Genomic DNA, 23,772 nt, shown 5'->3' with positions numbered 1-23,772 from the left:
CGTTTGGCTCGCCTGCATTTAACCGAAAAAAAGGCCGCACACGGCGGCCTTTTAGCAGCGATTATGCCGAGAGACGGAACTTCTGTACCGACCGCTGGAGCTCTTCGGTCTGACGTTCAAGCGCGGAGGCCGCTGCCGAGACCTCTTCCACAAGCGAGGCGTTTTGCTGTGTCACGCCATCCATTTGCGTGATAGCAATACCCACCTGCGAAATCCCCTTACTTTGCTCCTCAGAGGCAGACGCGATTTGCTTCATGATGGTCGTCACTTCCGTCACATCACGCAAAATGGCATCCATGGTGGTGCCCGTGTCGCCCACCAGCTTTGCGCCCTGCTCTACGCGGGAAACGGAATCGGTAATCAATCCCTCAATTTCTTTTGCCGCGTTGGCGCTGCGGCTTGCCAGGTTACGCACCTCGCCGGCCACGACGGCAAACCCACGTCCCTGCTCGCCCGCGCGCGCCGCTTCCACGGCAGCGTTGAGCGCCAGGATATTGGTCTGGAAGGCAATGCTGTTGATCACATTGGTGATTTCAGCAATCTTCTTCGAGCTCTCAGAAATACCGCTCATGGTGGTCACCACCTCTTCCACCAGCGAGCCGCCGCGGCTGGCCGTTGTTGACGCCACATCCGCCAGCTGGCTGGCCTGACGCGCGCTTTCCGCATTCAGCTTCACGGTGGCGGTCAGCTGTTCCATGCTGGCCGCCGTCTCTTCCAGTGCGGCGGCCTGCTCTTCGGTACGGGACGAGAGATCGTTATTACCGCTGGAGATCTCCGTCGCGCCGCGCCAGATATTCTCGCTGCCGGAGCGAATAGAGCTCACCGCTTCTCGCAGGCTATCCTGCATCGCGCTCAGCAGGGGAACCAGTTGCCCCACGCAGTTGCGACCGAACGGTTCAATCGGTTGACTGAGATCGCCCTGGGCAATCTGGCGGAACTGCTGGCGAATGCGAGCCAGCGGTTTTACCAGCATCGCCACCAGGTAACGGTCGGTGAAGAGCAGGATTAACAGGCCAATAATCGTGGCGGTGATAATCACCGTGCGGGTCATGCTGGTCAGGCTGTCTACGACGACTCGGGTGCTGTCGAGTGCCCGGGCGGCCGCGTTGTTAAAGTTCTCCGCAGCAGCACCAAACGCACGACTCAGCGGAGGGGTGATGTTATTCGCCTGCTGACGGTAGCCCTCCAGAGAGGACTGCTTCGCCTGCTGCATTTGCGGCGTTACGCCCTGCTCAAGCAAAGCCTGCCAGCTACCGATCACCTGAGCTGAAACTTGCTCATCCATCGGTCCTGGTGAGATTGCCTTCATCTCAGCCAGTTTCTTCCCCATATTGTCCAGCGCCTGCTGGGCAGGGGCCAGGTCCGGTGTGCCACCCGCGGCTTTCACTTCCATCGCGCGACTCAACCGGGTTACAAAGCGAAAATACTGATCGTTACCCTGACTGAGTATGGTCATCTGTTTGACCAGCTGGCGATCCACCTCATTGCCCTCTGATACCCGTGACAGAGACCAGGTGCTGTAAAGCCCCACGCCCGCCCACATTAAACAAAAGATCCCGAGAATCGTCAGCATGACGAAACGGATCGTGAAATTACGCAACATATTCATAAGTCTTCCTTGCCGTGAGGGTGAATTCGCCCAGAGGCGAGTCTTACCCTCGTTATCGGCAGGAATGAGCAAATTCATCACCTTTCACGCATTATTTTTATTAAAATTTTTACTGCCCCTGCGTTCATTCAGAAAAAAGAGACATTTTAGAAGGGGAAAATTACCCTGCTAAGAATGTGTTTTACTTTGTCAGTGGATAAATAAATGTAAAACTGCAGCGCATTAAATTAACGGCCATACCTCCTGAGGAGTACATCATCAACAGGTTGCGTCAATCAATAGCGCTACCCTTTCGCGAAAACCCGCTTAATTTGCAGGGTAACTATTCAGTTCTATTTATCACACAAATATATTAACACCTAATTATCAGATCTCCTGATTTAAATACCCCAATAACTTACTCCTTATCTTTTAAATTTCATTACATCCTTTACTTATGAGAAATTCCTTAAATTAAATAAATTCCTTTACAAGGATGTCGACGATTTTTTATTAACGGAGTTTCAGATGCGTAAATTTATGAACCGCACATTGCTTTCGCAGTGTGTCTTAATGGCTTTAACCTCTTTCGGTACCCAGGCAGCAATGACGACAGCGACACCGTGTGAGGATGGCGTGACGACGCAAACCTGTGGATTAACGAAATATACCGATGACAGCTTTTATCAAAATCCCGGTGTAACAAATGCGGTTATGGCCGACGCCACGGCGAATAATATTTTCATGGATGGTCATCGAGGGGATGGCGACACGCAGTCATTAACGGTATCCGGAACGGATATGTCAGGCCACTATATCCAGGGAAGCAACGGCGGTATCGCGAATATCACCCTGAATAACGGCGCTACGGCCGATATGATTGAAGTCGGTAGCGGAGGCGCGACCACCAATACCACCGTGACGGTTGATGGCGCGACGCTGAACGGTGAAAACAGCACAGGCAATTACCAGGGTGATAAAACCTATATGATGGGCTCAGCGATTTATCTCGATCCACTGGATAAAGGCTACCACACCGTCAATATTGAGAACGGGAGCGCGCTGCACGGCAGCATTGTAAGCGCCGGCGCTGGCGAACAGGATATTACCCTCAGCAACAGTACAATGGATAAGGGCGGTATTTATGCAGGGAGCGATCAATCAAATACCCGCATTACGCTGACCGGAGCCACCGTCGATGCCTCGCAGAGTGAAATCGCGCAGAACATGGAACATTTGGCCGAAAAACTCAGCGAGTATAAGCCGTTCAGTGACATCAACCTGGATGGCGTGGGCGATCTTGCCATCGCTATGTACGGCACCCAGGCCGATTCCCTGGCCCTGAATAACAGTACCGTCACTGGCGATATTGGCGTTATTAATGAAAAGGGGTCGACATCACTTACGTTTACTAATAAGAGCGTCGTGAATGGCAATATTACCCTGAACGGCAGTTCAGCGAATTCTGTTCTGGTGGATAACAGCACCATTAATGGCGCGGTAAATACCGATCAAAACAGCGGCAATACCACCATCACGCTGCAAAACAATACCACCGTAAATGGTGATATTACAACCGGTGCGGGCGATGATACGGTCGTGCTGACCAATAATTCTCATGTTAACGGCAATGTTGATGGCGGTGACGGTAGCGACACGCTGTCAATGGATGCCGGCAGTTCTGTTTCTGGTGAAATTAGTCAGTTCGAGACGGTGAACACGACCAGCAATAACAGCATCGCCATTGATAAAATTAACGATGCCACCAGCTGGAGTTTGCAAAATGGCTCAACGCTTGTCGCTACTACCACCGGCAGTAATGCGATGGTAAATATGAGCACCGACAGCTTTGTTGATTTCGGCAATATCACCGGGGTTAATAACGCCGTTGTCGTCAACAGCATTACTCCCTCGGCACAAAATCAGCAGAACGTGATTCTGGGTACGTTCACCACTTCAGGCACCAGCACCCCGCAAAATTATGCGGCGGCCACCTTCACAAATGGCCAACAGAATGTTGAAAACCGTAGCGGCGCTTATAACTATGACAACAGTCTGAATATTGTGGCCGCAGATACCGCGCCGCAGACACGCCTTACCGCCGATAATACGCAGTCGTGGAATATCGAATTTAACAGCCAGAAGGGCAGCCTCGCGAGCGACGTTCAGGGCCTTGTTGCCGGTCTGGACGCTGCCGAGCAGGCCGGACATCAGGTGGCTGATGATATCAGCAACCATATGAATCAGGTGCATCTGGCTAACCTGCTCGGCAAGCAGGAGGAAGGTGCGCAGGTCTGGGGTGATTTCCTCTATCAGAATGGCAATTTCAGCAATGATGTTGACTATAAGAGCATCACCCAGGGCGCTCAGGGTGGCGTGGACTGGACGGCGCATCTGGACAACGGTGATAGCGTCACTGGCGGTATTGCACTGGCATGGACACGCAGCCGCGTGCAGGATACCCATGACGGCGCTGATAGCTTTAATGACAGCGTCTACGGTAATTACTACAGCCTGTACGGTGGCTGGCAGCAGGCGCTTAACGGCAGAACATGGGGTATGTTTGCCGACGGTAGCTTCAGCTATGGCGATATGCGGTACACCCTGTCTGCGAATAACGTGACGGGGAATACCAGCGGCATGACCGAAGCACTGCACGGTTCGACGGATGGCACCCTGTATATGGCGCAGGCGCGTACCGGTGTGAACGTGTTGCTGCCAGGTGAAACCCTGCTGCAACCTTACGCCACCTTAGGCTGGGATCAAACCAAAGCAAACGGCTTCTCCGACAGTGAAGTGACCTTCGCCGACAGTCAGGTCTCTTCCTGGAACAGTGGGGTCGGGTTGAGACTCACCACAACGCTTCGCGATCTGAACAAGAACGTGCAGATGATGCCGTGGATCGACGCACGCTTCCAGAAAGAGTTCAGCGACGATACTGATATTCAGGCGGCGGATTACCACACCACCTCCGGCCATAACAACACGATGGGGATCTTCGGAGCAGGCATCAATGCAACCATCGCGCATAACTTCACGCTCAATACCGGGGTGTATGTCGGCACCGGTGACGTGGACAACGATGCCAGCGTGCAGGCGGGGATGAGTTACAGCTTCTGACGAGTGAACGCCCGGTCAGTCTGATGCTGCCGGGCTTTAATCATTCAGGGTGGTCAGGCATGTCATCGCTTATCAACAGGATTTGTGATTTGATAAGCACAGAATGAAAACGTTGTTTCGAAAATTCATCGACAAGAAAGGAGACATCATGTCCTGGCACCCTTACCCCGCCCGCTACGAAAATATGCAGTACCGCTACTGTGGAAAAAGCGGCCTGCGCCTGCCGGCGCTGTCGCTTGGTCTGTGGCATAGTTTCGGCCACGTACAGCCTCTCGACTCTCAGCGGGCGCTGTTGCATAAAGCCTTCGACCTCGGCATTACCCATTTCGATCTTGCCAACAACTACGGCCCGCCGGCGGGAAGCGCGGAAGAAAACATGGGTCGTCTGCTGCGGGAAGATTTTGCTGCGTATCGCGATGAACTGATCATCTCAACCAAAGCAGGCTATGACATGTGGCCGGGGCCGTATGGGTCGGGCGGGTCGCGCAAATACCTGCTCGCCAGCCTCGATCAGAGCCTCAAGCGCATGGGGCTGGAGTATGTGGATATTTTCTATTCTCACCGCGTGGATGAAAATACGCCGATGGAAGAGACCGCCGCTGCGCTGGCCCAGGCCGTGCAGAGCGGTAAAGCGCTGTATGTCGGTATCTCCTCCTACTCCACGGAGCGCACCCAGAAAATGGCGGACCTGTTACGTGAGTGGAAGATCCCGCTGCTTATCCACCAGCCGTCCTACAACCTGCTCAACCGCTGGGTCGATCACACCGGCCTGCTGGATACGCTTGAGAAAAACGGGGCGGGTTGCATTGCGTTTACGCCGCTGGCGCAGGGTCTGCTGACCGGAAAATACCTGAACGGTATTCCTGAAGATTCTCGTATGCAGCGTGAAGGCAAGAAGGTGCGCGGTCTGACGGAAAACATGCTGACTGAAGCCAACCTGAACAGCCTGCGTTTACTGAATGAGATGGCACAGGCCCGTGGTCAGACGATGGCGCAAATGGCACTGAGCTGGCTGCTGAAGGATGAACGCGTGACATCCGTGCTGATTGGTGCGAGCCGTCCGGAGCAGATCGAAGAGAACGTGCAGGCCCTGAATAACCTGCGCTTTAGCGACGATGAGCTGAAAAGGATTGACCAGCATGTTGCGGATGGGGAATTGAATTTGTGGCAGGCATCGTCGGATAAATAGCGCGGTCTGTCGCACTCACGCCCCCCCTCTCCCCTGGGAAGAGGGGGGGGGAAATTACTTCTTACTGATCTTATCCAGATACCCCATCACGAACGCAGACAGCACAAACGTCAGATGGATAATCACATACCACATCAGTTTGTTGTCCGGGACATTCTTGGCGTCCATGAATACGCGTAGCAGGTGGATAGATGAGATCGCCACAATCGACGCGGCCACTTTATTCTTCAGCGACGAGGCATCCATTTTGCCCAGCCAGTTGAGCTTCTCTTTGCGCTCGTCGATATCGAGCTGAGAGACAAAGTTCTCATAGCCGGAGAACATCACCATCACCAGTAATCCGCCCACCAGCGTCATATCCACCAGCGAGAGCAGAACCAGAATCAAATCTGCTTCGGCAATGGAAAAGATGTTCGGCAGAACATGCAAGATTTCCTGGAAAAACTTAATCGTCAGCGCAATCAGCGCCAGCGAAAGGCCAAAATAGACGGGTGCCAGTATCCAGCGAGAGGCGTACATCGCGTTTTCAAAGAAGCGTTCCATAAAGTCCTGTCTGCAAACGAAACCAGCGCCCAGTATATCTCAACGGCGCTGACTGTTTGCAACAACTCACTCGTTGTACGTTCAGACATTGTCAGGATTGACGTCCGGGCGCGCATACTCCGGCCAGACCAGCACCACCAGTTCCGGATACGCCTCCAGGCTGAACTCACGAAAACACTGGCGCAGGTTTAATACGTCCAGATCGGAACAGGAGACCTTCTCACCGTTAAGGCAACGCTTTTTGATATTGTCATAATATTTATACACTGCGGAATTCAGGTCGCTGCAGCGGCGCTGCGCTTCAAACAACCCAGGCGTGTCATTAATTTCCGACATTTTCATTCGCTTAATTGTCGCGTGCAAAAAGTCGATATATTCATGGTTCACCCGCCAGTACCAAACCGGTGTAACCGAGTTCATCAATACGGAGAAATGGTCTTCACCTTCCTCTTTTGTCATCAGTTCAGGTAGCGGAGGTTCACTGGCGTCTTTCGACACTTGCGTTTTATTGAACTCCTGCATCAATAAAAGAACACCAGCGGTCAGTAATAGTAATGTGATGACCGTAAAAAAAATGCTGTTCATGGGTAGGCTCCATTTTTTTTGATTTTAAAATTGCCTCATGATATTGTCAACGAATCTCACGCCTTTACCAACCCCACCCTGTTGTAATTAAAGGAAATTAAAATGCTGCCCGACTACCTCGTCCCGGCTAAGTACCACATTGCGCCTGTGGAACAGCAAACGACGGAAGCAGAAAAAGAGGCTAATTTCACTCAGGGGAAAAGAAAGCTCTCTGATTACGAGTCTGACATATTAATAGGCGTTTCTCGCACCGGTAAATCCCGTAATATGTTACTGGAAGAGCACGACCGTCATATAAAGGACCGGTTATTTCGCGCCGTTAAAATAGAAGCCTTTGTCCACCTACTGAATGACCTGCAGGCCGAAGGTGAAATAGATGCTCAGAAACTAAGTCAAATAATCGCGGAAAAAACCAAAGAAATAAACGAAGCCGGCAATGAAATTTGGCTTAATCTAATTACGCGTGAAACCAACAACCCTATTTTTTATAAGCTGGGGGAAGAGTAACGTGAAAGAAATTAAAGATAACGACGTTTATTTGGCTTTAGATAACAAAAAAAGTGATGAATTTATCTTAAAGCAAAATCTCGATGCACTGCGAAACACAAAAAATGCCGAGATGACGCGAATAACTCAGGACCTGGTATCGATCCCGGCGACGCTGGTACGCCTGAAATGGCATAATCGCCGCGAGATTTATCCTCTGCAGGTGAAGGAAGAGATATACGGCGCGGTGATGAATACCCTCATCGAACAGCGGCCTGAGCTGAAAGAGAAGCTTCTCGGGCGTCTGGAGGCCAATTATCAGTATCTGCTCGCCAGAGAAGTGGCCACCCTGCGTCTGACGCGCAAACTATCCGACGGCGAGTACCGCACGTCAAACGTCACCTGCGTTGCGCTTGATGAAGACGCGCTGGCGTCCCACGCGCCTGCGCCCACTGAGACAAAAAACTGATCGCCCGACACGCATAAAAAAAGCCGGCTTTCGCCAGCTTCTTTGTTATTTCGCGGCCGCTTTCTCTTCGCCGACCAGCCCAATCTTGAGATAACCCGCCTGATGCAGCGTGTCCATTACCTTCATCATGGTTTCGTAATCGACGGTTTTATCCGCGCGGAAGAAAACCGTGGTGTCTTTCTTGCCGCCGGTGAGCTGATCCAGCGCCGGGATAACAGACTGCTCCGTCACCGGGTCATTGCCGAGGAACATCGATTTATCCGCTTTCACCGACAAATAGACAGGTTTCTCAGGACGCGGCTGCGGCTGGCTGGAAGAGGCAGGCAGATTCACCTTCACGTCGACCGTCGCCAGCGGCGCAGCCACCATGAAGATAATCAGCAGAACCAGCATGACGTCGATAAACGGCGTCACGTTGATTTCATGCATTTCGCCGTTATCGTCCAGATTTTCGTTAAGACGCATCGCCATACAATCAACCTACGCGCAGTTTAGACGCCGCATGCACCGGTTTAACGGAGCTGGCATTAAGGTCAAGATCGCGGCTTTGCAGCAACAGCACCTGCGCGGCGACGTCACCGAGCGTGGCTTTATAGTTGCCAATCATACGCGCGAAGATGTTATAGATGACGACCGCCGGAATGGCCGCGACCAGACCGATTGCGGTCGCCAGCAGCGCTTCGGCAATCCCCGGCGCAACCACCGCCAGGTTGGTGGTCTGCGTCTGCGCAATGCCGATAAAGCTGTTCATGATGCCCCAGACCGTACCGAACAGACCGATGAACGGTGAGATCGCCCCGATAGTGGCCAGATAACCGTTACCGCGGCCCATATGACGGCCAACGGCAGCAACGCGACGCTCCAGGCGGAAGCCGGTACGTTCTTTAATGCCTTCGTTATCTTCACTGCCTGCGGAGAGTTCCAGCTCGTTCTGTGCTTCGTTGACTAACAGGGTGGTCAGGCTTTTTCCATGGAAGGATGAGGTCATGTCTAAGGCCTGATCCAGGGAGCGGGCTTCAGCCAGTTGCTGTTGCTCCCGCTTGAGGCGACGCTTCTGCGACAGCAGTTCGACGCTCTTACTGAAGAAGATAGCCCAGGTGATCACGGACGCCAGAACCAGGCCGATCATCACAATCTTAACCACGATGTCAGCATGATGATACATGCCCCAGACGGAGAGATCCGTCTGCATCAAATTATTACCCACTCTGTATCTCCAGGACGCAAATCACAAAATCTGACCGTAATAATATCAAAACGTCGTCGAATTGATAGTAGTTCTCATTAGTATTTACATACTGCCGTAATTTTCGTTCACTTTCCTTGCGCTTACGCAGTAAAAATTTCTTATGCGTATTTTTGCTAATATTTTCTGCTTATTCGATAAGCCCCCGGGTGCAGATTTTTACAATCGTGGTAGTCTGGACGTCCAGACGTATAAAAACAGGGTTAGCGAACATGACAAAGAAGCATCTTGATACCACGCTGGTACAGGCAGGACGCAGCAAAAAATACACTCAGGGATCGGTCAACAGCGTGATTCAACGCGCCTCCTCACTGGTATTTGATACCGTCGAGGATAAAAAAATCGCCACGCGCAACCGCGCCAAAGGCGGGCTGTTCTATGGCCGTCGTGGCACGCTAACCCATTTTTCACTTCAGGAAGCCATGTCCGAACTGGAAGGCGGCGTGGGCTGCGCCCTGTTCCCCTGTGGTGCGGCGGCAGTCGCCAATACCATTCTGGCGTTTGTGGAACAGGGCGACCATATCCTGATGACCAATACCGCTTATGAACCAAGCCAGGATTTTTGCACCAAAATCCTCAGCAAGCTCGGCGTGACCACCAGCTGGTTCGATCCGCTGATTGGCGAAGGTATCGCTGAACTTATCCAGCCGAACACGCGCATTGTGTTTCTGGAATCCCCAGGCTCTATCACCATGGAAGTGCACGACGTCCCGGCTATTGTGAAAGCAGTGCGCAGCAAAGCCCCCGAGGCAATCATCATGATCGACAACACCTGGGCGGCGGGCGTCCTGTTCAGGGCGCTGGAATTCGACATTGATATCTCTATTCAGGCCGCGACCAAATATCTGATTGGCCACTCTGATGGCATGATCGGTACTGCGGTATCCAACGCGCGCTGCTGGGATCAACTTCGGGAGAATGCCTACCTGATGGGCCAGATGGTGGATGCGGATACGGCCTACATGACCAGCCGCGGTATCCGTACGCTGGGGGTGCGCCTGCGTCAGCACCATGAAAGCAGTCTGAAGGTGGCCGAATGGCTGGCCCGGCAGCCGCAGGTCGAGCGCGTTAATCATCCGGCGCTTCCGGGCAGCAAAGGCCATGAATTCTGGCAACGTGACTTTACGGGCAGTAGCGGGTTGTTCTCATTTGTTCTTAAAAAACGGCTCAGTAACGACGAACTGGCGAACTACCTGGATCATTTTACCCTTTTCAGCATGGCTTACTCCTGGGGCGGGTTTGAATCCCTGATCCTGCCTAACCAGCCGGAGCAAATTGCGGCCCTGCGCCCCGGTGGAGAAGTGGATTTCAGCGGCACGCTGATCCGACTGCATATTGGTTTAGAAGATGTTGACGATTTAATTGCGGATTTAGCGGCAGGGTTTGAACGTATCGTGTAGAGTGCATGCTGAAAATGTACTCCCTGGACGCTTTTGTGAACACTGCCACCAGAAAAGTCTGCATTAGTTGCGCCCGCGATCAAACCCCACGGGCGAATTAGGGAGTACAATAGCGCTATATCTGCATCTGCTGTTCCACAGGAAAGTCCATGGCTGTTATTCAAGATATTATTGCGGCGCTCTGGCAACACGATTTTGCCGCGCTGGCGGACCCTCACGTTGTAGGTATCGTCTATTTCGTGATGTTCGCAACCCTGTTTCTGGAAAATGGATTACTGCCAGCCTCATTTTTACCCGGTGACAGCCTGCTTTTACTGGCCGGGGCGTTAATCGGTAAAGGCGTCATGGACTTCACGCCGACGATGGTCATACTTACCTCCGCTGCCAGCCTCGGTTGCTGGCTGAGCTATCTGCAGGGCCGCTGGCTCGGCAATACGCGCGTCGTGAAAGGCTGGCTGGCGCAGTTACCGCATAAATATCATCAACGTGCGACCTGCATGTTTGACCGCCACGGTCTGCTGGCGCTGCTGGCCGGGCGTTTTCTGGCGTTTGTTCGCACGCTGCTGCCGACCATGGCAGGCATTTCCGGGCTGTCAAACCGCCGCTTCCAGTTCTTCAACTGGTTGAGCGCCCTGCTGTGGGTAGGCGTGGTGACCACGCTTGGCTACGCGCTGAATATGATCCCCTTTGTGAAACACCACGAAGACCAGGTAATGACCTTCCTGATGATTCTCCCGCTTTTCCTGCTGGTCGCGGGACTGCTCGGGACGATTGCGGTCGTGATTAAGAAGAAATACTGCAGCGCGTGATATAAAAAAGCCGGGTGACGTTACGCTTACCCGGCTGGACTCTCCCCTCAGGTCCCCTGCATCATTCTGATGCGCGACGCATCTTCCCCCGGCGTGACGCCGAAGTAACGCTTAAACTCCCGACTAAACTGCGACGCACTTTCATAGCCCACCCGCATCGCCGCCGCGCTGGCCTTCATGCCATCGTGGATCATCAGCATACGAGCCTTATGCAGCCGATAGGTTTTGAGATACTGCAGCGGCGAGGTGCTGGTCACCGACTTAAAATTATGATGAAACGCCGAGACGCTCATGTTTGCTTCCGCCGCCAGCTGGTCAACGCTCAGGTTTTCCGTGTACTGGCTTTCGATACGCTTGAGCACGCGGCTAATCAGGCTGAAGTGTGTCTGGCGGCTGACCAGCGCGAGTAATGCCCCACCGCCCGGCCCCAGCAGCACATGGTAAAGAATTTCGCGGATAATCTGTTTGCCCAGGATGCGTGCATCCAGTGGCCGTTCCATAACGTCGAGCAGACGCTCAATGGCGCAGAGGATCTCCTCGGATAACGTCGCGGAGTTAATCCCGCTCGCGGGCATCGACGGCCGGAACAATGCGTCCTCGCCAATCTCCATCAGCAGCTCCTGCAGCTGAAGGATATCGACATTTAAACGAATGCCCGCCAGCGGTACCGCTTCTGTCGCGAAAGTTTCACATTCGAAGGGTAAAGGTACTGTGAGCAGCAGATATTCATTGGTGTCATACCGGAACACGCGCTCATTGATATAGCCAATTTTATGGCCTGAAAAGAGAAAAACGATGCCCGGCTGGTACATGACCGGTGTGCGTGTCCCTGGCTGCGTCCCATACAGAAGACGAATGTCAGGCAACATGTCACCGACGCCATTTTCTTTATCAATCAGTCTTTTAATCTGCGCAGTAAGCTGGAGGCAGATCGCTTCACGGTTCATTTTACGTTACTCCGGCTACGGTTTCCGACGTTGACAGTGTGCGCAGTTTACCGTGTTTTCTCCAGCGCTCTGTAGAAATGGGCAAGACATCGGCAGGAATGTGCATTGAGAGGATAGCCCCGGACGGCCACAATGTGCAGCATCAGGTAGCCTTCAGCGCCACCACGGTTTTTCACCCACATAAGGGAACGAGCAATGAATAATTTTAATCTCCACACCCCAACCCGCATTCTGTTTGGTAAAGGCGCTATCGCCGACCTGCGCGCACAGATCCCCGCTGACGCCCGCGTACTGATCACCTACGGTGGCGGCAGCGTGAAAAAAACCGGCGTACTGGATCAGGTTTACAGCGCGCTGGAAGGTCTGGACGTGCGTGAGTTCGGCGGTATCGAGCCTAACCCGTCTTATGAAACACTGATGAACGCGGTCAAGATCGCCCGTGATGAAAAAGTCACCTTCCTGCTGGCAGTCGGCGGCGGCTCAGTCCTGGATGGCACCAAATTCATCGCCGCTGCGGCGCACTACGCGGACGGTATTGACCCGTGGCACATTCTGGAAACCCGCGGCAGCGATATCAAAAGCGCGATCCCAATGGGTTCCGTGCTGACCCTGCCCGCGACCGGTTCTGAATCCAACAAAGGTGCCGTTATCTCCCGTAAAACCACGGGTGATAAGCAGGCCTTTATGAACGATCACGTTCAGCCTGTATTCGCCATCCTCGATCCGGTTTACACCTACACCCTGCCTGCACGTCAGGTCGCGAACGGTGTGGTCGATGCGTTTGTGCACACCGTTGAGCAGTACGTTACCTACCCGGTAGATGCCAAAATTCAGGATCGCTTCGCGGAAGGCATTCTGCTGACGCTGATTGAAGACGGCCCGACAGCGCTGAAAGAGCCGGAAAACTACGATGTGCGCGCCAACGTGATGTGGGCGGCAACCCAGGCGCTGAACGGTCTGATCGGTGCCGGCGTGCCGCAGGACTGGGCAACCCATATGCTGGGCCACGAACTGACGGCCATGCACGGTCTGGATCACGCGCAAACGCTGGCCGTCGTCCTGCCTGCACTGTGGAACGAAAAACGTGATACCAAACGCGCCAAACTGCTGCAGTACGCTGAGCGCGTGTGGAACATCACCGAAGGTTCTGACGATGTGCGTATCGACGCGGCTATCGAAGCAACCCGCAGCTTCTTTGAAGGTCTGGGCGTGCCAACGCGTCTGTCCGGCTATGGTCTGGATGGCAGCTCCATCCCTGCCCTGCTGGCGAAACTTGAAGAACACGGTATGACCCAGTTGGGCGAGCACGGCGACATTACGCTGGAAGTGAGCCGTCGTATCTACGAAGCGGCACGCTAAGCGTTTTTGACATCCCGCCTTTCGTTTTTTGACATTTCGTCCAGACTTAATGCACATCACATCGTCGGGGGTTCCCTCCGACGATGAGCACCTGAAGGAGGAAAAATGGCAAACCAAACCGTAATCAAGCTGCAGGATGGCAACGTGATGCCCCAACTGGGGCTAGGTGTATGGAAAGCCGGTAACGACGAGGTCGTCTCCGCCATTCATAAAGCACTGGAAGTCGGCTATCGGTCGATTGATACCGCCGCCGCGTACAAAAATGAGGACGGCGTGGGTAAGGCACTGGCCAGCGCTGGCATGTCCCGCGACGACCTTTTCATTACCACCAAACTGTGGAACGACGATCAAAAACGCCCCCGCGAAGCCTTGCAGGAGAGTCTGGACAAACTCCAGCTCGATTTCGTCGATCTCTATCTGATGCACTGGCCAGTCCCGGCTATCGATCACTATGTTGACGCCTGGCAAGGGATGATTGAGCTGCAGCAGGCAGGGCTGGTGAAAAGCATCGGCGTGTGTAATTTCCAGGTTCACCACCTGCAGCGCCTGATTGACGAGACGGGTGTCGCGCCGGTTATCAACCAGATTGAGCTGCACCCGCTGATGCAGCAGCGTCAGCTTCACGCCTGGAACGCCACGCACAAGATCCAGACCGAGTCCTGGAGCCCGCTGGCACAGGGCGGTGAAGGGGTGTTCGACCAGAAAATTATTCGCGATCTCGCGGATAAATACGGCAAGACGCCGGCGCAAATCGTTATTCGCTGGCATCTGGATAACGGCCTGGTGGTGATCCCGAAATCGGTCACGCCATCGCGTATCGCTGAGAACTTCGACGTCTGGGATTTCCGCCTGGATAAAGATGAACTGAGTGAAATTGCGAAGCTGGACAAGGGCAAGCGTTTAGGCCCGGATCCCGATCAGTTTGGCGGGTGAATAAAAAAACCCCGGCTCGCCGGGGTTTTTATTTTTTACGCTTTACGTTTCACGGGTTTCTTCGCACTGGCGTTACCGTTTGAACGCTGATGCACAATCGGCGTGTGCTTGGTCAATGCCGGGCGCGTATGGCGGTTCTGGCGGCGCGCTTCACGCATCTCGTCAAGCGTAGGCGCAGGCACCAGGCAGTCGCGGCGCGAGCCGATCAGGTGCTTTTTACCCATATCTTCCAGCGCCTGACGGATCAGCGGCCAGTTAGCCGGATCGTGGTAGCGCAGCAGTGCTTTATGCAGACGGCGCTGTTTATCCCCTTTCGGCACCACTACATCTTCACTCTTATAGCCAATTTTACCCAGCGGGTTCTTGCCGGTGTAATACATGGTCGTTGAGTTTGCGAGCGGTGATGGATAGAAGTTCTGCACCTGATCCAGACGGAAGCGACGCTGTTTCAGCCACAGCGCCAGGTTCACCATGTCCTCATCGCGCGTGCCAGGGTGCGCGGAGATGAAGTATGGGATCAGATACTGCTCTTTACCCGCCTGCTTCGAGTAGGTGTCAAACAGCTCTTTAAAGCGATCGTAGCTGCCCATACCCGGCTTCATCATCTTGGACAGCGGGCCTTCTTCGGTATGCTCAGGGGCAATCTTCAGGTAGCCACCCACGTGATGCGTCGCCAGCTCTTTAATGTAGCGCGGATCTTCCACGGCGATATCGTAACGTACCCCGGAGGCGATCAGGATCTTCTTGATCCCTTTCAGGTCACGCGCACGACGATAAAGGTTGATCGTCGGTTCATGGTTGGTATCCATGTGCTGACAGATATCCGGATACACGCACGACAGACGACGGCAGGTCTGTTCCGCGCGCGGTGACTTACAGCGCAGCATGTACATGTTCGCAGTCGGGCCGCCCAGATCGGAGATCACCCCGGTGAAGCCAGGCACGGTATCGCGAATGGCTTCGATCTCATTGATGATCGAATCTTCGGAGCGACTCTGAATAATGCGCCCTTCGTGCTCGGTAATGGAGCAGAAGGAGCAGCCGCCGAAGCAGCCGCGCATGATGTTTATTGAGAAACGGATCATCTCATACGCCGGGATTCGGCTCTCGCCGTATGCCGGATGCGGCACGCGTTTGTACGGCAGCGCGAAGACGCTGTCCATCTCTTCGGTGGAAAGCGGGATTGCCGGCGGGTTGATCCAGATAAAGCGCTCGCCGTGCTTTTGCATCAGCGCACGCGCGCAGCCCGGGTTGGTTTCGTGGTGCAAAATACGGGACGCATGCGCGTAGAGCACTTTATCGGCTTTGACCTTCTCAAAGGAAGGCAGCAGCACGTAGGTTTTTTCCCACGGTTTCGGGCGCGGCGGCTGAACAACGATAGCTTTCGTTTCAGCTTTCTTTGGCTCTACCGGTTTGTTATCCGCACACGGCAGATCGTCGCCGTACGGGTGCGGGATCGGGTCGATTTTACCCGGCATATCAATGATACGGGAATCCACCCCGCTCCAGCCCGGCAGCGCCTCTTTCACCATGATCGCGGTGTTGCGCACGTCGCGGATGCTGCTCACCGGCTCACCCTGTGAGAGACGGTGCGCCACTTCCACCAGCGGACGTTCACCGTTACCGTAAATCAGCATATCGGCTTTGGAATCCACCAGCACCGAACGGCGCACGGTGTCTGACCAGTAGTCGTAGTGCGCGGTACGGCGCAGACTCGCCTCGATGCCGCCCAGGATAACCGGCACGTCTTTCCAGGCTTCTTTGCAGCGTTGGGTGTAGACCAGCGTCGCACGGTCAGGACGTTTACCCGCGACGTTATCCGGCGTGTAGGCATCGTCATGACGCAGCTTACGGTCGGCGGTATAGCGGTTGATCATCGAGTCCATGTTGCCTGCGGTCACGCCGAAGAACAGGTTGGGTTTCCCCAGACGCATAAAGTCGTCTTTGCTGTTCCAGTCAGGCTGGGCGATGATCCCCACACGGAAGCCCTGCGCTTCAAGCATACGGCCACAGATAGCCATGCCAAAGCTCGGGTGGTCGACATAGGCATCGCCCGTCACCAGAATGATATCGCAGCTGTCCCAGCCCAGTTGGTCCATCTCTTCCCGGGACATCGGCAGGAACGGTGCCGGTCCAAAGCAGGCCGCCCAGTACTGGGGCCAGGAGAAGAGGTCACGATCCGGCTGGATCAGGGAAATTGCGCTCATAGTGCTTCCGAAGAAAAAATAGACAAAAGGAGCGGGATTATACGCTGTTAGTCCGCCGGATTTGAAGAAAAGGATGCAAGAAGTAAACAGAAAATCCTGGAAGCCGTTAAAATACAGCGCACTGTTAATTTTGGATCATAATATCCACTATATCTTGCGGTAATCAGTTACCGGGATGCATTCTGGCACGGAGTTTCTTTGTGAAGTTCAACGATTCGTTACATGTGTCCCAGCTGCGGGTTGTGCTTCACCTCTGCGGTTTTCTGGTTCTTCTGTACAGCCTGTCCATGCTGCCGCCGATGGTTATCGCCCTGCTGAATAAAGAGCGAACCTACTTTGCTTTTTTAACCACCTTTTTGACCTTTTTTACCCTTGGCGGACTTACCTGGCGGGCAACACGTCATTCCGGTATACAGCTGCGCACCCGTGACGGTTTCGTGATTATCGTTCTGTTCTGGCTGCTGTTTTCATTGATTAGCGCCATGCCGTTATGGATGGATGACGGTCTGCAACTCTCCTTTTCCGATGCGCTCTTTGAAGGGGTCTCAGGGATCACCACCACCGGGGCGACGGTGATTGGGGACGTCAGTGCCCTGCCGAAGTCGTACCTTTATTACCGCGCTCAGCTCAATTTCATTGGCGGATTAGGGGTCATCGTACTGGCCGTCGCGGTCCTGCCGCTGCTCGGTATCGGTGGCATGAAGCTGTATCAGTCGGAAATGCCTGGGCCGTTCAAGGAGGAGCGCCTGACGCCCCGACTCGCCGATACCGCGCGTACGCTGTGGGTAACCTATCTGGCGCTGGGACTGGTCTGCACGCTGGCGTACTGGCTGGCGGGCATGCCCTTTTTTGACGCCGTCTGTCACGGGCTTTCCACCGTCTCATTGGGTGGGTTTTCAACCCGAAGTGAGAGCATCGGGTTTTACGACAGCCACGCGATTGAGCTTGTCGCCGGGGCTTTTTCACTGCTTTCCGCGTTTAACTTTACCCTCTGGTATGTCGTCATCGCGCGCCGCACGCTGAAACCGATTCGGCGCAGCCCGGAGGTGAAATTCTTTCTCGGTGCCGCCACCGTCATTATCGCCATTACCGCCTGGCAGGTGTGGCACGCGGGGATGTACAACGGTACCGACAGCCTGGTACATGCCTTCTTTCTGGCCAGCTCCATGATGACCGACAACGGTCTTTCGACGGCCGATTACGCTCACTGGCCTCCCCACACCATTTTCCTGCTGCTGAGCGCCAGTTTTTTTGGCGGCTGCGTCGGCTCTACCTGCGGCGGGATCAAAGCGCTGCGTTTTCTCATCATGTTTAAGCAGTGTATTCAGGAGATGAATCAACTCGCGCATCCGCGCGCGCTGCTGAGCATTAAGGTCGGCAAAAGCGTCGTGAATGAGCGCGTTCTGCGCTCGGTGTGGAGCTTCTTTTTTCTCTACGTGATGATAACGGGCTTTTTCGTCTGGGCGCTGAACCTGCTGGGATACGATCTGTTCACGTCATTTGCCACCGTTGCGGCCTGTATTAACAATATGGGGCTGGGGTTCGGCGAAACGGCGTCAACCTTCGGAACGCTAAAAGACGAGGCCAAGCTGTTGATGTGTGCGGCGATGATTATGGGGCGTCTGGAAATTTATCCGGTACTGATCCTGTGCTCACGCTTTTTCTGGCGGGCATAAACATTCCCGGCGAACCGGGAATCGTATCGTGGTTTAGGGTGCCGGGTTGACCAGCATCTGGCCGACGGATCCCCTGTCCATCATCTCCAGCGTCTGGCTGTGGAACAGGAACGGGAAGTGCGGCCACGAAGGCTGTCCGTAGTAGACCAGCAGTTCAACCTGCCCATCCACCCAGACGGTATCCTTCCAGCCCCTGTCTTCGGGGAACGGCATCGCGCCATTGACGTTGCGGATCAGGAAACTCACCCCTTCGATATGGAACGACTGCGGCATGTCCGAGCGAACCGTCCAGCGCTCCCAGGTACCCTGCTGCGCGGTAATATCGATACGATTAACGTCCCACAGCGTACCGTTGATCCCCGGATCGTCGCCCAGGCTGATATCGCGGCTGCGCACCGGCGAACCGCTCATGATCTCCTGCGGTAGCAGGCGCATCGGCAGGCTGTCGGTCACCAACGGCAGCAGGCCGGTAGGACGCAGGGTCAGCACCAGGGTGGAGACCAGGATACTCGACGGCTCAAAGAAACCGCGAATGCGGTCCACAATGCTGGCCGCTTCGCCACAGGTGATCGACACCTCATCACCGTTGGTCATATCAATAAGGATTTCGCGGCGTTCGCCTGGCGACAGCGCCAGCTGCTTCACGGAAACCGGCGCCGGTAAAAAGCCCTGGTCGCCGGAGATGACGTGTAGCGCGCGGCCATCGCTCATTTGCAGCTGGTAGCGGCGCGAGTTAGAGGCATTCAGCAGACGCAGACGTACCCATCCGCGCGACACTTCGACATACGGACTTTGCGCGCCGTTAACCAGCAGCGTATCGCCAACGAAGCCACCGCTGCCCGGCTCGCTGTATTCCGGCGTGCCGAAATTATCCAGCCGTTTGTCCTGAATAATGACCGGAAAATCATCCACGCCATAGTGGTTCGGGATTGGCAGGGATTTACTGATTTCATCTTCCACCAGCCACATACCGGCCAGGCCGTTATATACCTGCTGGGCCGTGCGGTTAGGGGTATTGGCATGATACCAGAGCGTCGCCGCGCTCTGACGAATCGGCAGAACGGGCGCCCAGTCAGCATTAGGCGACATCATGCGTGCCGCGCCGCCAAGCAGCGGGCCAGGCACCTGTAAGCCACTGATGGTCATGGCGACATTTTCTGTCGTACGGTTACTGTAGATCAGCTTAACGTCATCGCCATTCCACACGCGTATGGTCGGCCCAAGGTAACGTCCGTTAATGCCCCACACCGGCGCACGCGTGCCCTGGGTAAAGGACCAGTGGCTGCGCTGTAGCGTCAGGAAAAGCGGCTGCCCGCGACGGGATTCTATTAACGGCGGAATGGGCAGCGGCTGTTGCTGCCCGGCGGCGTTGGCTGTCAGCGGCAGCGCACCCGCACAAAGGGCGATCCCGGAAGCCTGAATAAACTGACGCCGACTGAATGACATATAAGCTCCATCTGAAACGACTAACAACGCGGGAATTCGTTTTCCCTTTTAACGCCGGCTTACTTCTTACCGGCGGCTTCTCTCTCTGCGACTTCTTTGTCGAGCAGCGCAATATGCTGAGCCATCAGTTCACGGCAGTGTGCTGCCAGCTCGCGAACCTGATCTTTACCGTATTTGCTGGTATCCACCGGCGGCAGCATTTCGACAATCACCAGCCCGTTATTCAGGCGGTTAAGATTAATCTTATTAGAAGTATTGGAAACACACACAGGAATAATTGGAACACCTGCCGCAATTGCAGCATGAAACGCACCGGTTTTGAACGGCAGCAGGCCACGGCCACGGCTGCGCGTCCCTTCCGGGAACATCCAGATTGAGATCCTGCGCTTTTTGAAGTGATTAACCACTTCAGCAATAGTGCTGTGCGCTTTCGCGCGGTTGTTACGGTCAATCAGCAGGTTACCAGTCAGCCAGTACAGCTGGCCGAAAAAAGGGATCCACAGCAGGCTCTTTTTGCCCACGGTCACGGTCGGTGGCAGAACAATGTTGGAGGCCGTCACCATATCGTAGTTGTTCTGATGATTAGCGATAAAGATGGCGTTACCGAAGTTCTCAGCCCCTTCCGGCAGGCGTTTTTCAACCTTCAGGCCAAACAGCGGCGCAAGGCGGCCGAACATATGGCCGAAGGTGGCGACATGTTTCGGATTGCGCGGACTGAACAGGCAATAAATAGAGCCGAAAATACAGACCAGAATGCAGTAAATAATGGTAAGAATTAAACGAACAATGAATAGCATAGCGACCTCTGAAGCCCTGACAGCTGACAATTATACTTCACCTGTGGCCAGGTAAGGACTTTATTACGAGCGCGTATTGTTAATCGCAACGCACGAATTAACAACGATTTTACGGGAAATTTTATTGAAATTCCCCCTCCGGAACAGAGGGGGAGATAACGGCGTTACTCTTCGCTGTCGCCCGCGGTACTGCGCGCGGGAGAGTCAATCTCCACGCGGTCAATACGCTGCAGGCCGCGCATCAGCGAGCCGCGTCGACCGCGCTCGCCCACCACTTTCTGCAACTCTTCCGGACGAAGCTTGATTTTACGTTTGCCGACATGAATGGTCAGCGTGCTCTGCGGCGGCAGAATAAAGAGGTGCGCCAGACCATCTACCCCTTTCGCCGCTTCCGCTGACGGGATGCTGATGATCTTGTTGCCCTTGCCTTTTGACAATTCCGGCAGGTCGCTGACCGGGAACATCAGCATACGTCCGGCGGCAGTGATCGCCAGCAGCATATCGCTATCGTTTTCCACCACCAGCGGCGGCATCACATGCGCGTTGTCAGGCAGGCTGATCAGCGCCTTACCGGCACGGTTGCGGGAAACAAGATCGTTAAAGGTACAGATAAAGCCGTACCCCGCGTCAGACGCCAGCAGCAGTTTCTGGTCATCGGCTTCCATCAGCATATGGTCAACCGTCGCACCCGGCGGCAGCGTCAGCTTACCGGTAAGCGGTTCGCCCTGTCCGCGGGCAGATGGCAGCGTGATCGGGTCGATGGCGTAGCTGCGCCCCGTCGAGTCGATAAAGGCGACCGGCTGGTTGCTCTTACCTTTCACGGCCGCTTTAAAGCTATCGCCCGCCTTGTAGCTCAACCCTGGCGCGTCGATATCGTGACCTTTAGCACTGCGCACCCAGCCGCTCTGAGACAGCACAATGGTGACTGGTTCTGATGGCTGCATGTCGTGCTCATTCATCGCCTTCGCTTCTTCGCGCTCATGCAGCGGAGAACGACGGTCGTCACCGAATGCATCGGCGTCAGCCTGCAGCTCTTTCTTGAGCAGGTTGTTCATCTTGCGTTCGGACGCGAGGATCGCCTGCAGCTGATCGCGCTCTTTTTCCAGTTCGTTCTGCTCACCGCGGATCTTCATCTCTTCGAGTTTGGCGAGATGACGCAGTTTCAGCTCAAGGATTGCTTCGGCCTGGGTTTCACTGATGCCAAAGCGCGACATCAGCGCCGGCTTCGGCTCGTCCTCGGAACGGATTATCTCAATAACTTCGTCGATATTGAGGAACGCCACCAGCAAACCTTCAAGGATGTGCAGGCGTTTAAGCACTTTTTCCAGTCGATAGTTCAGACGGCGGCGAACGGTATCGCGGCGGAACGTCAGCCATTCGCTCAGGATCTCCAGCAGGTTTTTCACTGCCGGACGACCGTCGAGGCCGATCATATTCAGGTTGATGCGGTAGCTTTTTTCCAGATCGGTGGTGGCAAACAGGTGGTTCATCACCTGCTCCATGTCCACGCGGTTGGAACGCGGCACGATCACCAGACGCGTCGGGTTTTCGTGGTCGGATTCGTCGCGCAGGTCATCCACCATCGGCAGCTTTTTATTGCGCATCTGGGAGGCAATCTGTTCCAGCACTTTCGCGCCGGAGACCTGGTGCGGCAGCGCGGTGATGACCACTGCGCCGTCCTCTTTGGTCCACACCGCACGCATGCGCACGGAGCCGCGGCCGTTCTGGTAGATTTTGCGGATTTCCGCGCGCGAGGTGATGATTTCGGCCTCGGTCGGGTAGTCCGGCCCCTGCACGATATCCAGCAGATCGTCCAGCGTGGTTTTCGGCTGTTCAATCAGGGTGATGGCGGCTTTCGCCACTTCACGCAGGTTGTGCGGCGGAATGTCCGTCGCCATACCCACCGCGATACCGGTAGTGCCGTTCAGCAGGATGTTCGGCAGACGCGCAGGCAGCATTTTCGGCTCCTGCATCGTACCGTCGAAGTTTGGCACCCAGTCCACGGTTCCCTGACCCAGCTCGCCCAGCAGCACTTCAGCGTAGCGGGAGAGACGGGATTCGGTATAACGCATCGCTGCGAAGGATTTCGGATCGTCCGGCGCGCCCCAGTTCCCCTGACCATCCACCAGCGGATAACGGTAAGAGAACGGCTGTGCCATCAGCACCATCGCTTCATAACAGGCGCTGTCGCCGTGCGGATGGTATTTACCCAGTACGTCACCGACGGTACGGGCGGATTTTTTGAACTTGGCGGTCGCATTCAGCCCCAGCTCGGACATCGCATAGACGATGCGGCGCTGAACGGGCTTCAGGCCATCCCCGATAAACGGCAACGCCCTGTCCATGATGACGTACATGGAGTAGTTCAGGTAGGCGTTTTCCGTGAATTCATGTAGCGCGAGGCGCTCTGCCATATCGCTCATTATGTGTGATTCCTCAACTCAGAAACCGAAAGGTTTCAGGCAATATTGCCGCAGATACTACCTTATCTGGCGTGTTGAGTCACAAAGAAAAAGGGCCGCATCCGCGGCCCTTTCGGGGTTATTTGTTCAGTTTGATAACCTGCTTCACGTCGATTTCAAAATCGTTCCACTCTTTATCGACTTTACCCTGGATTTCCACCTTATCCTGCGGGGTTACGGTCACGCCGTTCCAGCGCTTGTGGTCAATCTCCACGTTAACCGTACCGGTCTCATCGCGGAAGGTGTAGCGGTCATCAGACAGGCGCTGAGTGATGTTCCCGCGCAGCTTCACCCAGCTGTCGTCCTTCATGTCCTTCACTTTCACCGCGGTGGTGAGGTTCGCGTCATTATCGACAAAACCGCCCGCCTGCGTCTGGGCCTGGGTTTGTGCGGCAGAGGGGCCGTTAAATCCGCCCTGTGCAGCAAAAACAGGGGCAGTGGTCATCATCATGATGGCGGCAATCGCAGCGAATTTTTTCATATTAACTCTCCCTTTAATGTGGTTTCGCA

The 23,772-nt window shown here is 54.7% G+C and carries 20 protein-coding genes; 9 read left to right on the top strand and 11 right to left on the bottom strand.

Going from position 1 to position 23,772, the window contains the following annotated elements:
- Positions 1 to 61: 61 nt before the first annotated feature.
- Positions 62 to 1,609, bottom strand: a complete 1,548-nt coding sequence (locus L466_RS17310; protein ID WP_032678967.1) for a methyl-accepting chemotaxis protein — start codon at positions 1,607 to 1,609, stop codon at positions 62 to 64.
- A 507-nt stretch (positions 1,610 to 2,116) separates the two neighbouring features.
- On the opposite strand from L466_RS17310, the gene L466_RS17315 reads away from it, so the two are divergent.
- Positions 2,117 to 4,708 carry an autotransporter outer membrane beta-barrel domain-containing protein gene (locus tag L466_RS17315; RefSeq protein ID WP_032680302.1) on the top strand — a complete coding sequence of 864 codons (2,592 nt, stop codon included), beginning with the start codon at positions 2,117 to 2,119 and terminating at the stop codon, positions 4,706 to 4,708.
- 148 nt (positions 4,709 to 4,856) lie between these two features.
- On the top strand, positions 4,857 to 5,897 hold the full coding sequence (locus tag L466_RS17320; protein ID WP_032680300.1) for an aldo/keto reductase: 1,041 nt from the start codon (positions 4,857 to 4,859) through the stop codon (positions 5,895 to 5,897).
- Positions 5,898 to 5,951: 54 nt separating this feature from the next.
- Here L466_RS17320 and L466_RS17325 read toward each other — a convergent pair whose 3' ends face one another.
- Complete coding sequence (locus L466_RS17325) at positions 5,952 to 6,440, bottom strand: TIGR00645 family protein (RefSeq protein ID WP_014171606.1); 489 nt, start codon at positions 6,438 to 6,440, stop codon at positions 5,952 to 5,954.
- 81 nt (positions 6,441 to 6,521) lie between these two features.
- A complete protein-coding gene (locus L466_RS17330; RefSeq protein ID WP_020883663.1) occupies positions 6,522 to 7,025 on the bottom strand; it encodes an ESA_00282 family adhesion-associated protein in 504 nt (167 codons plus the stop codon).
- A gap of 102 nt (positions 7,026 to 7,127) precedes the next feature.
- Between L466_RS17330 and L466_RS17335 the strand changes: the two genes are divergently transcribed.
- Complete coding sequence (locus tag L466_RS17335) at positions 7,128 to 7,532, top strand: hypothetical protein (protein ID WP_032680298.1); 405 nt, start codon at positions 7,128 to 7,130, stop codon at positions 7,530 to 7,532.
- Position 7,533: 1 nt separating this feature from the next.
- Positions 7,534 to 7,980, top strand: coding sequence for a hypothetical protein (locus L466_RS17340; protein WP_032680296.1), 447 nt, complete (start codon positions 7,534 to 7,536; stop codon positions 7,978 to 7,980).
- Positions 7,981 to 8,025: 45 nt separating this feature from the next.
- Here L466_RS17340 and exbD read toward each other — a convergent pair whose 3' ends face one another.
- Together exbD and exbB are read right to left on the bottom strand one after the other, a co-directional pair.
- Positions 8,026 to 8,451 (bottom strand): TonB system transport protein ExbD, encoded by a 426-nt coding sequence (exbD, locus tag L466_RS17345; RefSeq protein ID WP_032680295.1) that lies wholly within the window; start codon positions 8,449 to 8,451, stop codon positions 8,026 to 8,028.
- 4 nt (positions 8,452 to 8,455) lie between these two features.
- A complete protein-coding gene (exbB, locus tag L466_RS17350; protein ID WP_014171611.1) occupies positions 8,456 to 9,187 on the bottom strand; it encodes a tol-pal system-associated acyl-CoA thioesterase in 732 nt (243 codons plus the stop codon).
- Between the two features lie 251 nt (positions 9,188 to 9,438).
- On the opposite strand from exbB, the gene metC reads away from it, so the two are divergent.
- On the top strand, positions 9,439 to 10,626 hold the full coding sequence (gene metC / locus L466_RS17355) for a cystathionine beta-lyase (RefSeq protein ID WP_032680294.1): 1,188 nt from the start codon (positions 9,439 to 9,441) through the stop codon (positions 10,624 to 10,626).
- A 149-nt stretch (positions 10,627 to 10,775) separates the two neighbouring features.
- A complete protein-coding gene (gene yghB, locus L466_RS17360; RefSeq protein ID WP_014171613.1) occupies positions 10,776 to 11,435 on the top strand; it encodes a DedA family general envelope maintenance protein YghB in 660 nt (219 codons plus the stop codon).
- A gap of 47 nt (positions 11,436 to 11,482) precedes the next feature.
- Here yghB and L466_RS17365 read toward each other — a convergent pair whose 3' ends face one another.
- Positions 11,483 to 12,382: an AraC family transcriptional regulator gene (locus L466_RS17365; protein ID WP_020883659.1), complete on the bottom strand. Its 900-nt coding sequence runs from the start codon at positions 12,380 to 12,382 to the stop codon at positions 11,483 to 11,485.
- A 195-nt stretch (positions 12,383 to 12,577) separates the two neighbouring features.
- Between L466_RS17365 and yqhD the strand changes: the two genes are divergently transcribed.
- Positions 12,578 to 13,741: an alcohol dehydrogenase gene (gene yqhD, locus L466_RS17370; RefSeq protein ID WP_032680292.1), complete on the top strand. Its 1,164-nt coding sequence runs from the start codon at positions 12,578 to 12,580 to the stop codon at positions 13,739 to 13,741.
- A gap of 105 nt (positions 13,742 to 13,846) precedes the next feature.
- A complete protein-coding gene (gene dkgA / locus L466_RS17375; protein ID WP_032680290.1) occupies positions 13,847 to 14,674 on the top strand; it encodes a 2,5-didehydrogluconate reductase DkgA in 828 nt (275 codons plus the stop codon).
- 35 nt (positions 14,675 to 14,709) lie between these two features.
- On the opposite strand, the gene L466_RS17380 is transcribed toward dkgA, so the two are convergent.
- On the bottom strand, positions 14,710 to 16,881 hold the full coding sequence (locus L466_RS17380; RefSeq protein WP_020883656.1) for a YgiQ family radical SAM protein: 2,172 nt from the start codon (positions 16,879 to 16,881) through the stop codon (positions 14,710 to 14,712).
- Between the two features lie 200 nt (positions 16,882 to 17,081).
- Here L466_RS17380 and L466_RS17385 point away from each other — a divergent pair, with 200 nt between their 5' ends.
- The gene (locus tag L466_RS17385) at positions 17,082 to 18,557 is read left to right on the top strand and encodes a TrkH family potassium uptake protein (protein ID WP_014171619.1); all 1,476 of its coding nucleotides are present in this window, start codon (positions 17,082 to 17,084) and stop codon (positions 18,555 to 18,557) included.
- 33 nt (positions 18,558 to 18,590) lie between these two features.
- Here the strand turns inward: L466_RS17385 and ftsP are convergent, their stop codons facing one another.
- The 4 genes from ftsP to L466_RS17405 form a co-directional block, all read right to left on the bottom strand.
- The gene (gene ftsP / locus L466_RS17390) at positions 18,591 to 20,003 is read right to left on the bottom strand and encodes a cell division protein FtsP (protein ID WP_020883655.1); all 1,413 of its coding nucleotides are present in this window, start codon (positions 20,001 to 20,003) and stop codon (positions 18,591 to 18,593) included.
- 59 nt (positions 20,004 to 20,062) lie between these two features.
- Positions 20,063 to 20,800 carry a 1-acylglycerol-3-phosphate O-acyltransferase gene (plsC, locus tag L466_RS17395; RefSeq protein ID WP_020883654.1) on the bottom strand — a complete coding sequence of 246 codons (738 nt, stop codon included), beginning with the start codon at positions 20,798 to 20,800 and terminating at the stop codon, positions 20,063 to 20,065.
- Positions 20,801 to 20,964: 164 nt separating this feature from the next.
- On the bottom strand, positions 20,965 to 23,223 hold the full coding sequence (gene parC / locus L466_RS17400) for a DNA topoisomerase IV subunit A (RefSeq protein ID WP_014171622.1): 2,259 nt from the start codon (positions 23,221 to 23,223) through the stop codon (positions 20,965 to 20,967).
- A 118-nt stretch (positions 23,224 to 23,341) separates the two neighbouring features.
- The gene (locus L466_RS17405) at positions 23,342 to 23,743 is read right to left on the bottom strand and encodes a YgiW/YdeI family stress tolerance OB fold protein (protein ID WP_020883653.1); all 402 of its coding nucleotides are present in this window, start codon (positions 23,741 to 23,743) and stop codon (positions 23,342 to 23,344) included.
- Positions 23,744 to 23,772 lie beyond the last annotated feature (29 nt).

The organism is Enterobacter sp. BIDMC 30, assembly GCF_000534355.1.
Taxonomy (GTDB): Bacteria; Pseudomonadota; Gammaproteobacteria; order Enterobacterales; family Enterobacteriaceae; genus Enterobacter; species Enterobacter ludwigii.
The sequence above is the reverse complement of the archived record's forward strand: the minus strand, read 5'-3'. Positions and strand labels throughout refer to the sequence as shown.

What these genes read in the sequence shown, in the direction of transcription:
- L466_RS17310 (WP_032678967.1), bottom strand. Translation starts at nt 1,609, where the DNA reads ATGAATATGTTGCGTAATTTCACGATCCGTTTCGTCATGCTGACGATT.
- L466_RS17315 (WP_032680302.1), top strand. Translation starts at nt 2,117, where the DNA reads ATGCGTAAATTTATGAACCGCACATTGCTTTCGCAGTGTGTCTTAATG.
- L466_RS17320 (WP_032680300.1), top strand. Translation starts at nt 4,857, where the DNA reads ATGTCCTGGCACCCTTACCCCGCCCGCTACGAAAATATGCAGTACCGC.
- L466_RS17325 (WP_014171606.1), bottom strand. Translation starts at nt 6,440, where the DNA reads ATGGAACGCTTCTTTGAAAACGCGATGTACGCCTCTCGCTGGATACTG.
- L466_RS17330 (WP_020883663.1), bottom strand. Translation starts at nt 7,025, where the DNA reads ATGAACAGCATTTTTTTTACGGTCATCACATTACTATTACTGACCGCT.
- L466_RS17335 (WP_032680298.1), top strand. Translation starts at nt 7,128, where the DNA reads ATGCTGCCCGACTACCTCGTCCCGGCTAAGTACCACATTGCGCCTGTG.
- exbD (WP_032680295.1), bottom strand. Translation starts at nt 8,451, where the DNA reads ATGGCGATGCGTCTTAACGAAAATCTGGACGATAACGGCGAAATGCAT.
- metC (WP_032680294.1), top strand. Translation starts at nt 9,439, where the DNA reads ATGACAAAGAAGCATCTTGATACCACGCTGGTACAGGCAGGACGCAGC.
- yghB (WP_014171613.1), top strand. Translation starts at nt 10,776, where the DNA reads ATGGCTGTTATTCAAGATATTATTGCGGCGCTCTGGCAACACGATTTT.
- L466_RS17365 (WP_020883659.1), bottom strand. Translation starts at nt 12,382, where the DNA reads ATGAACCGTGAAGCGATCTGCCTCCAGCTTACTGCGCAGATTAAAAGA.
- yqhD (WP_032680292.1), top strand. Translation starts at nt 12,578, where the DNA reads ATGAATAATTTTAATCTCCACACCCCAACCCGCATTCTGTTTGGTAAA.
- dkgA (WP_032680290.1), top strand. Translation starts at nt 13,847, where the DNA reads ATGGCAAACCAAACCGTAATCAAGCTGCAGGATGGCAACGTGATGCCC.
- L466_RS17380 (WP_020883656.1), bottom strand. Translation starts at nt 16,881, where the DNA reads ATGAGCGCAATTTCCCTGATCCAGCCGGATCGTGACCTCTTCTCCTGG.
- ftsP (WP_020883655.1), bottom strand. Translation starts at nt 20,003, where the DNA reads ATGTCATTCAGTCGGCGTCAGTTTATTCAGGCTTCCGGGATCGCCCTT.
- plsC (WP_020883654.1), bottom strand. Translation starts at nt 20,800, where the DNA reads ATGCTATTCATTGTTCGTTTAATTCTTACCATTATTTACTGCATTCTG.
- parC (WP_014171622.1), bottom strand. Translation starts at nt 23,223, where the DNA reads ATGAGCGATATGGCAGAGCGCCTCGCGCTACATGAATTCACGGAAAAC.
- L466_RS17405 (WP_020883653.1), bottom strand. Translation starts at nt 23,743, where the DNA reads ATGAAAAAATTCGCTGCGATTGCCGCCATCATGATGATGACCACTGCC.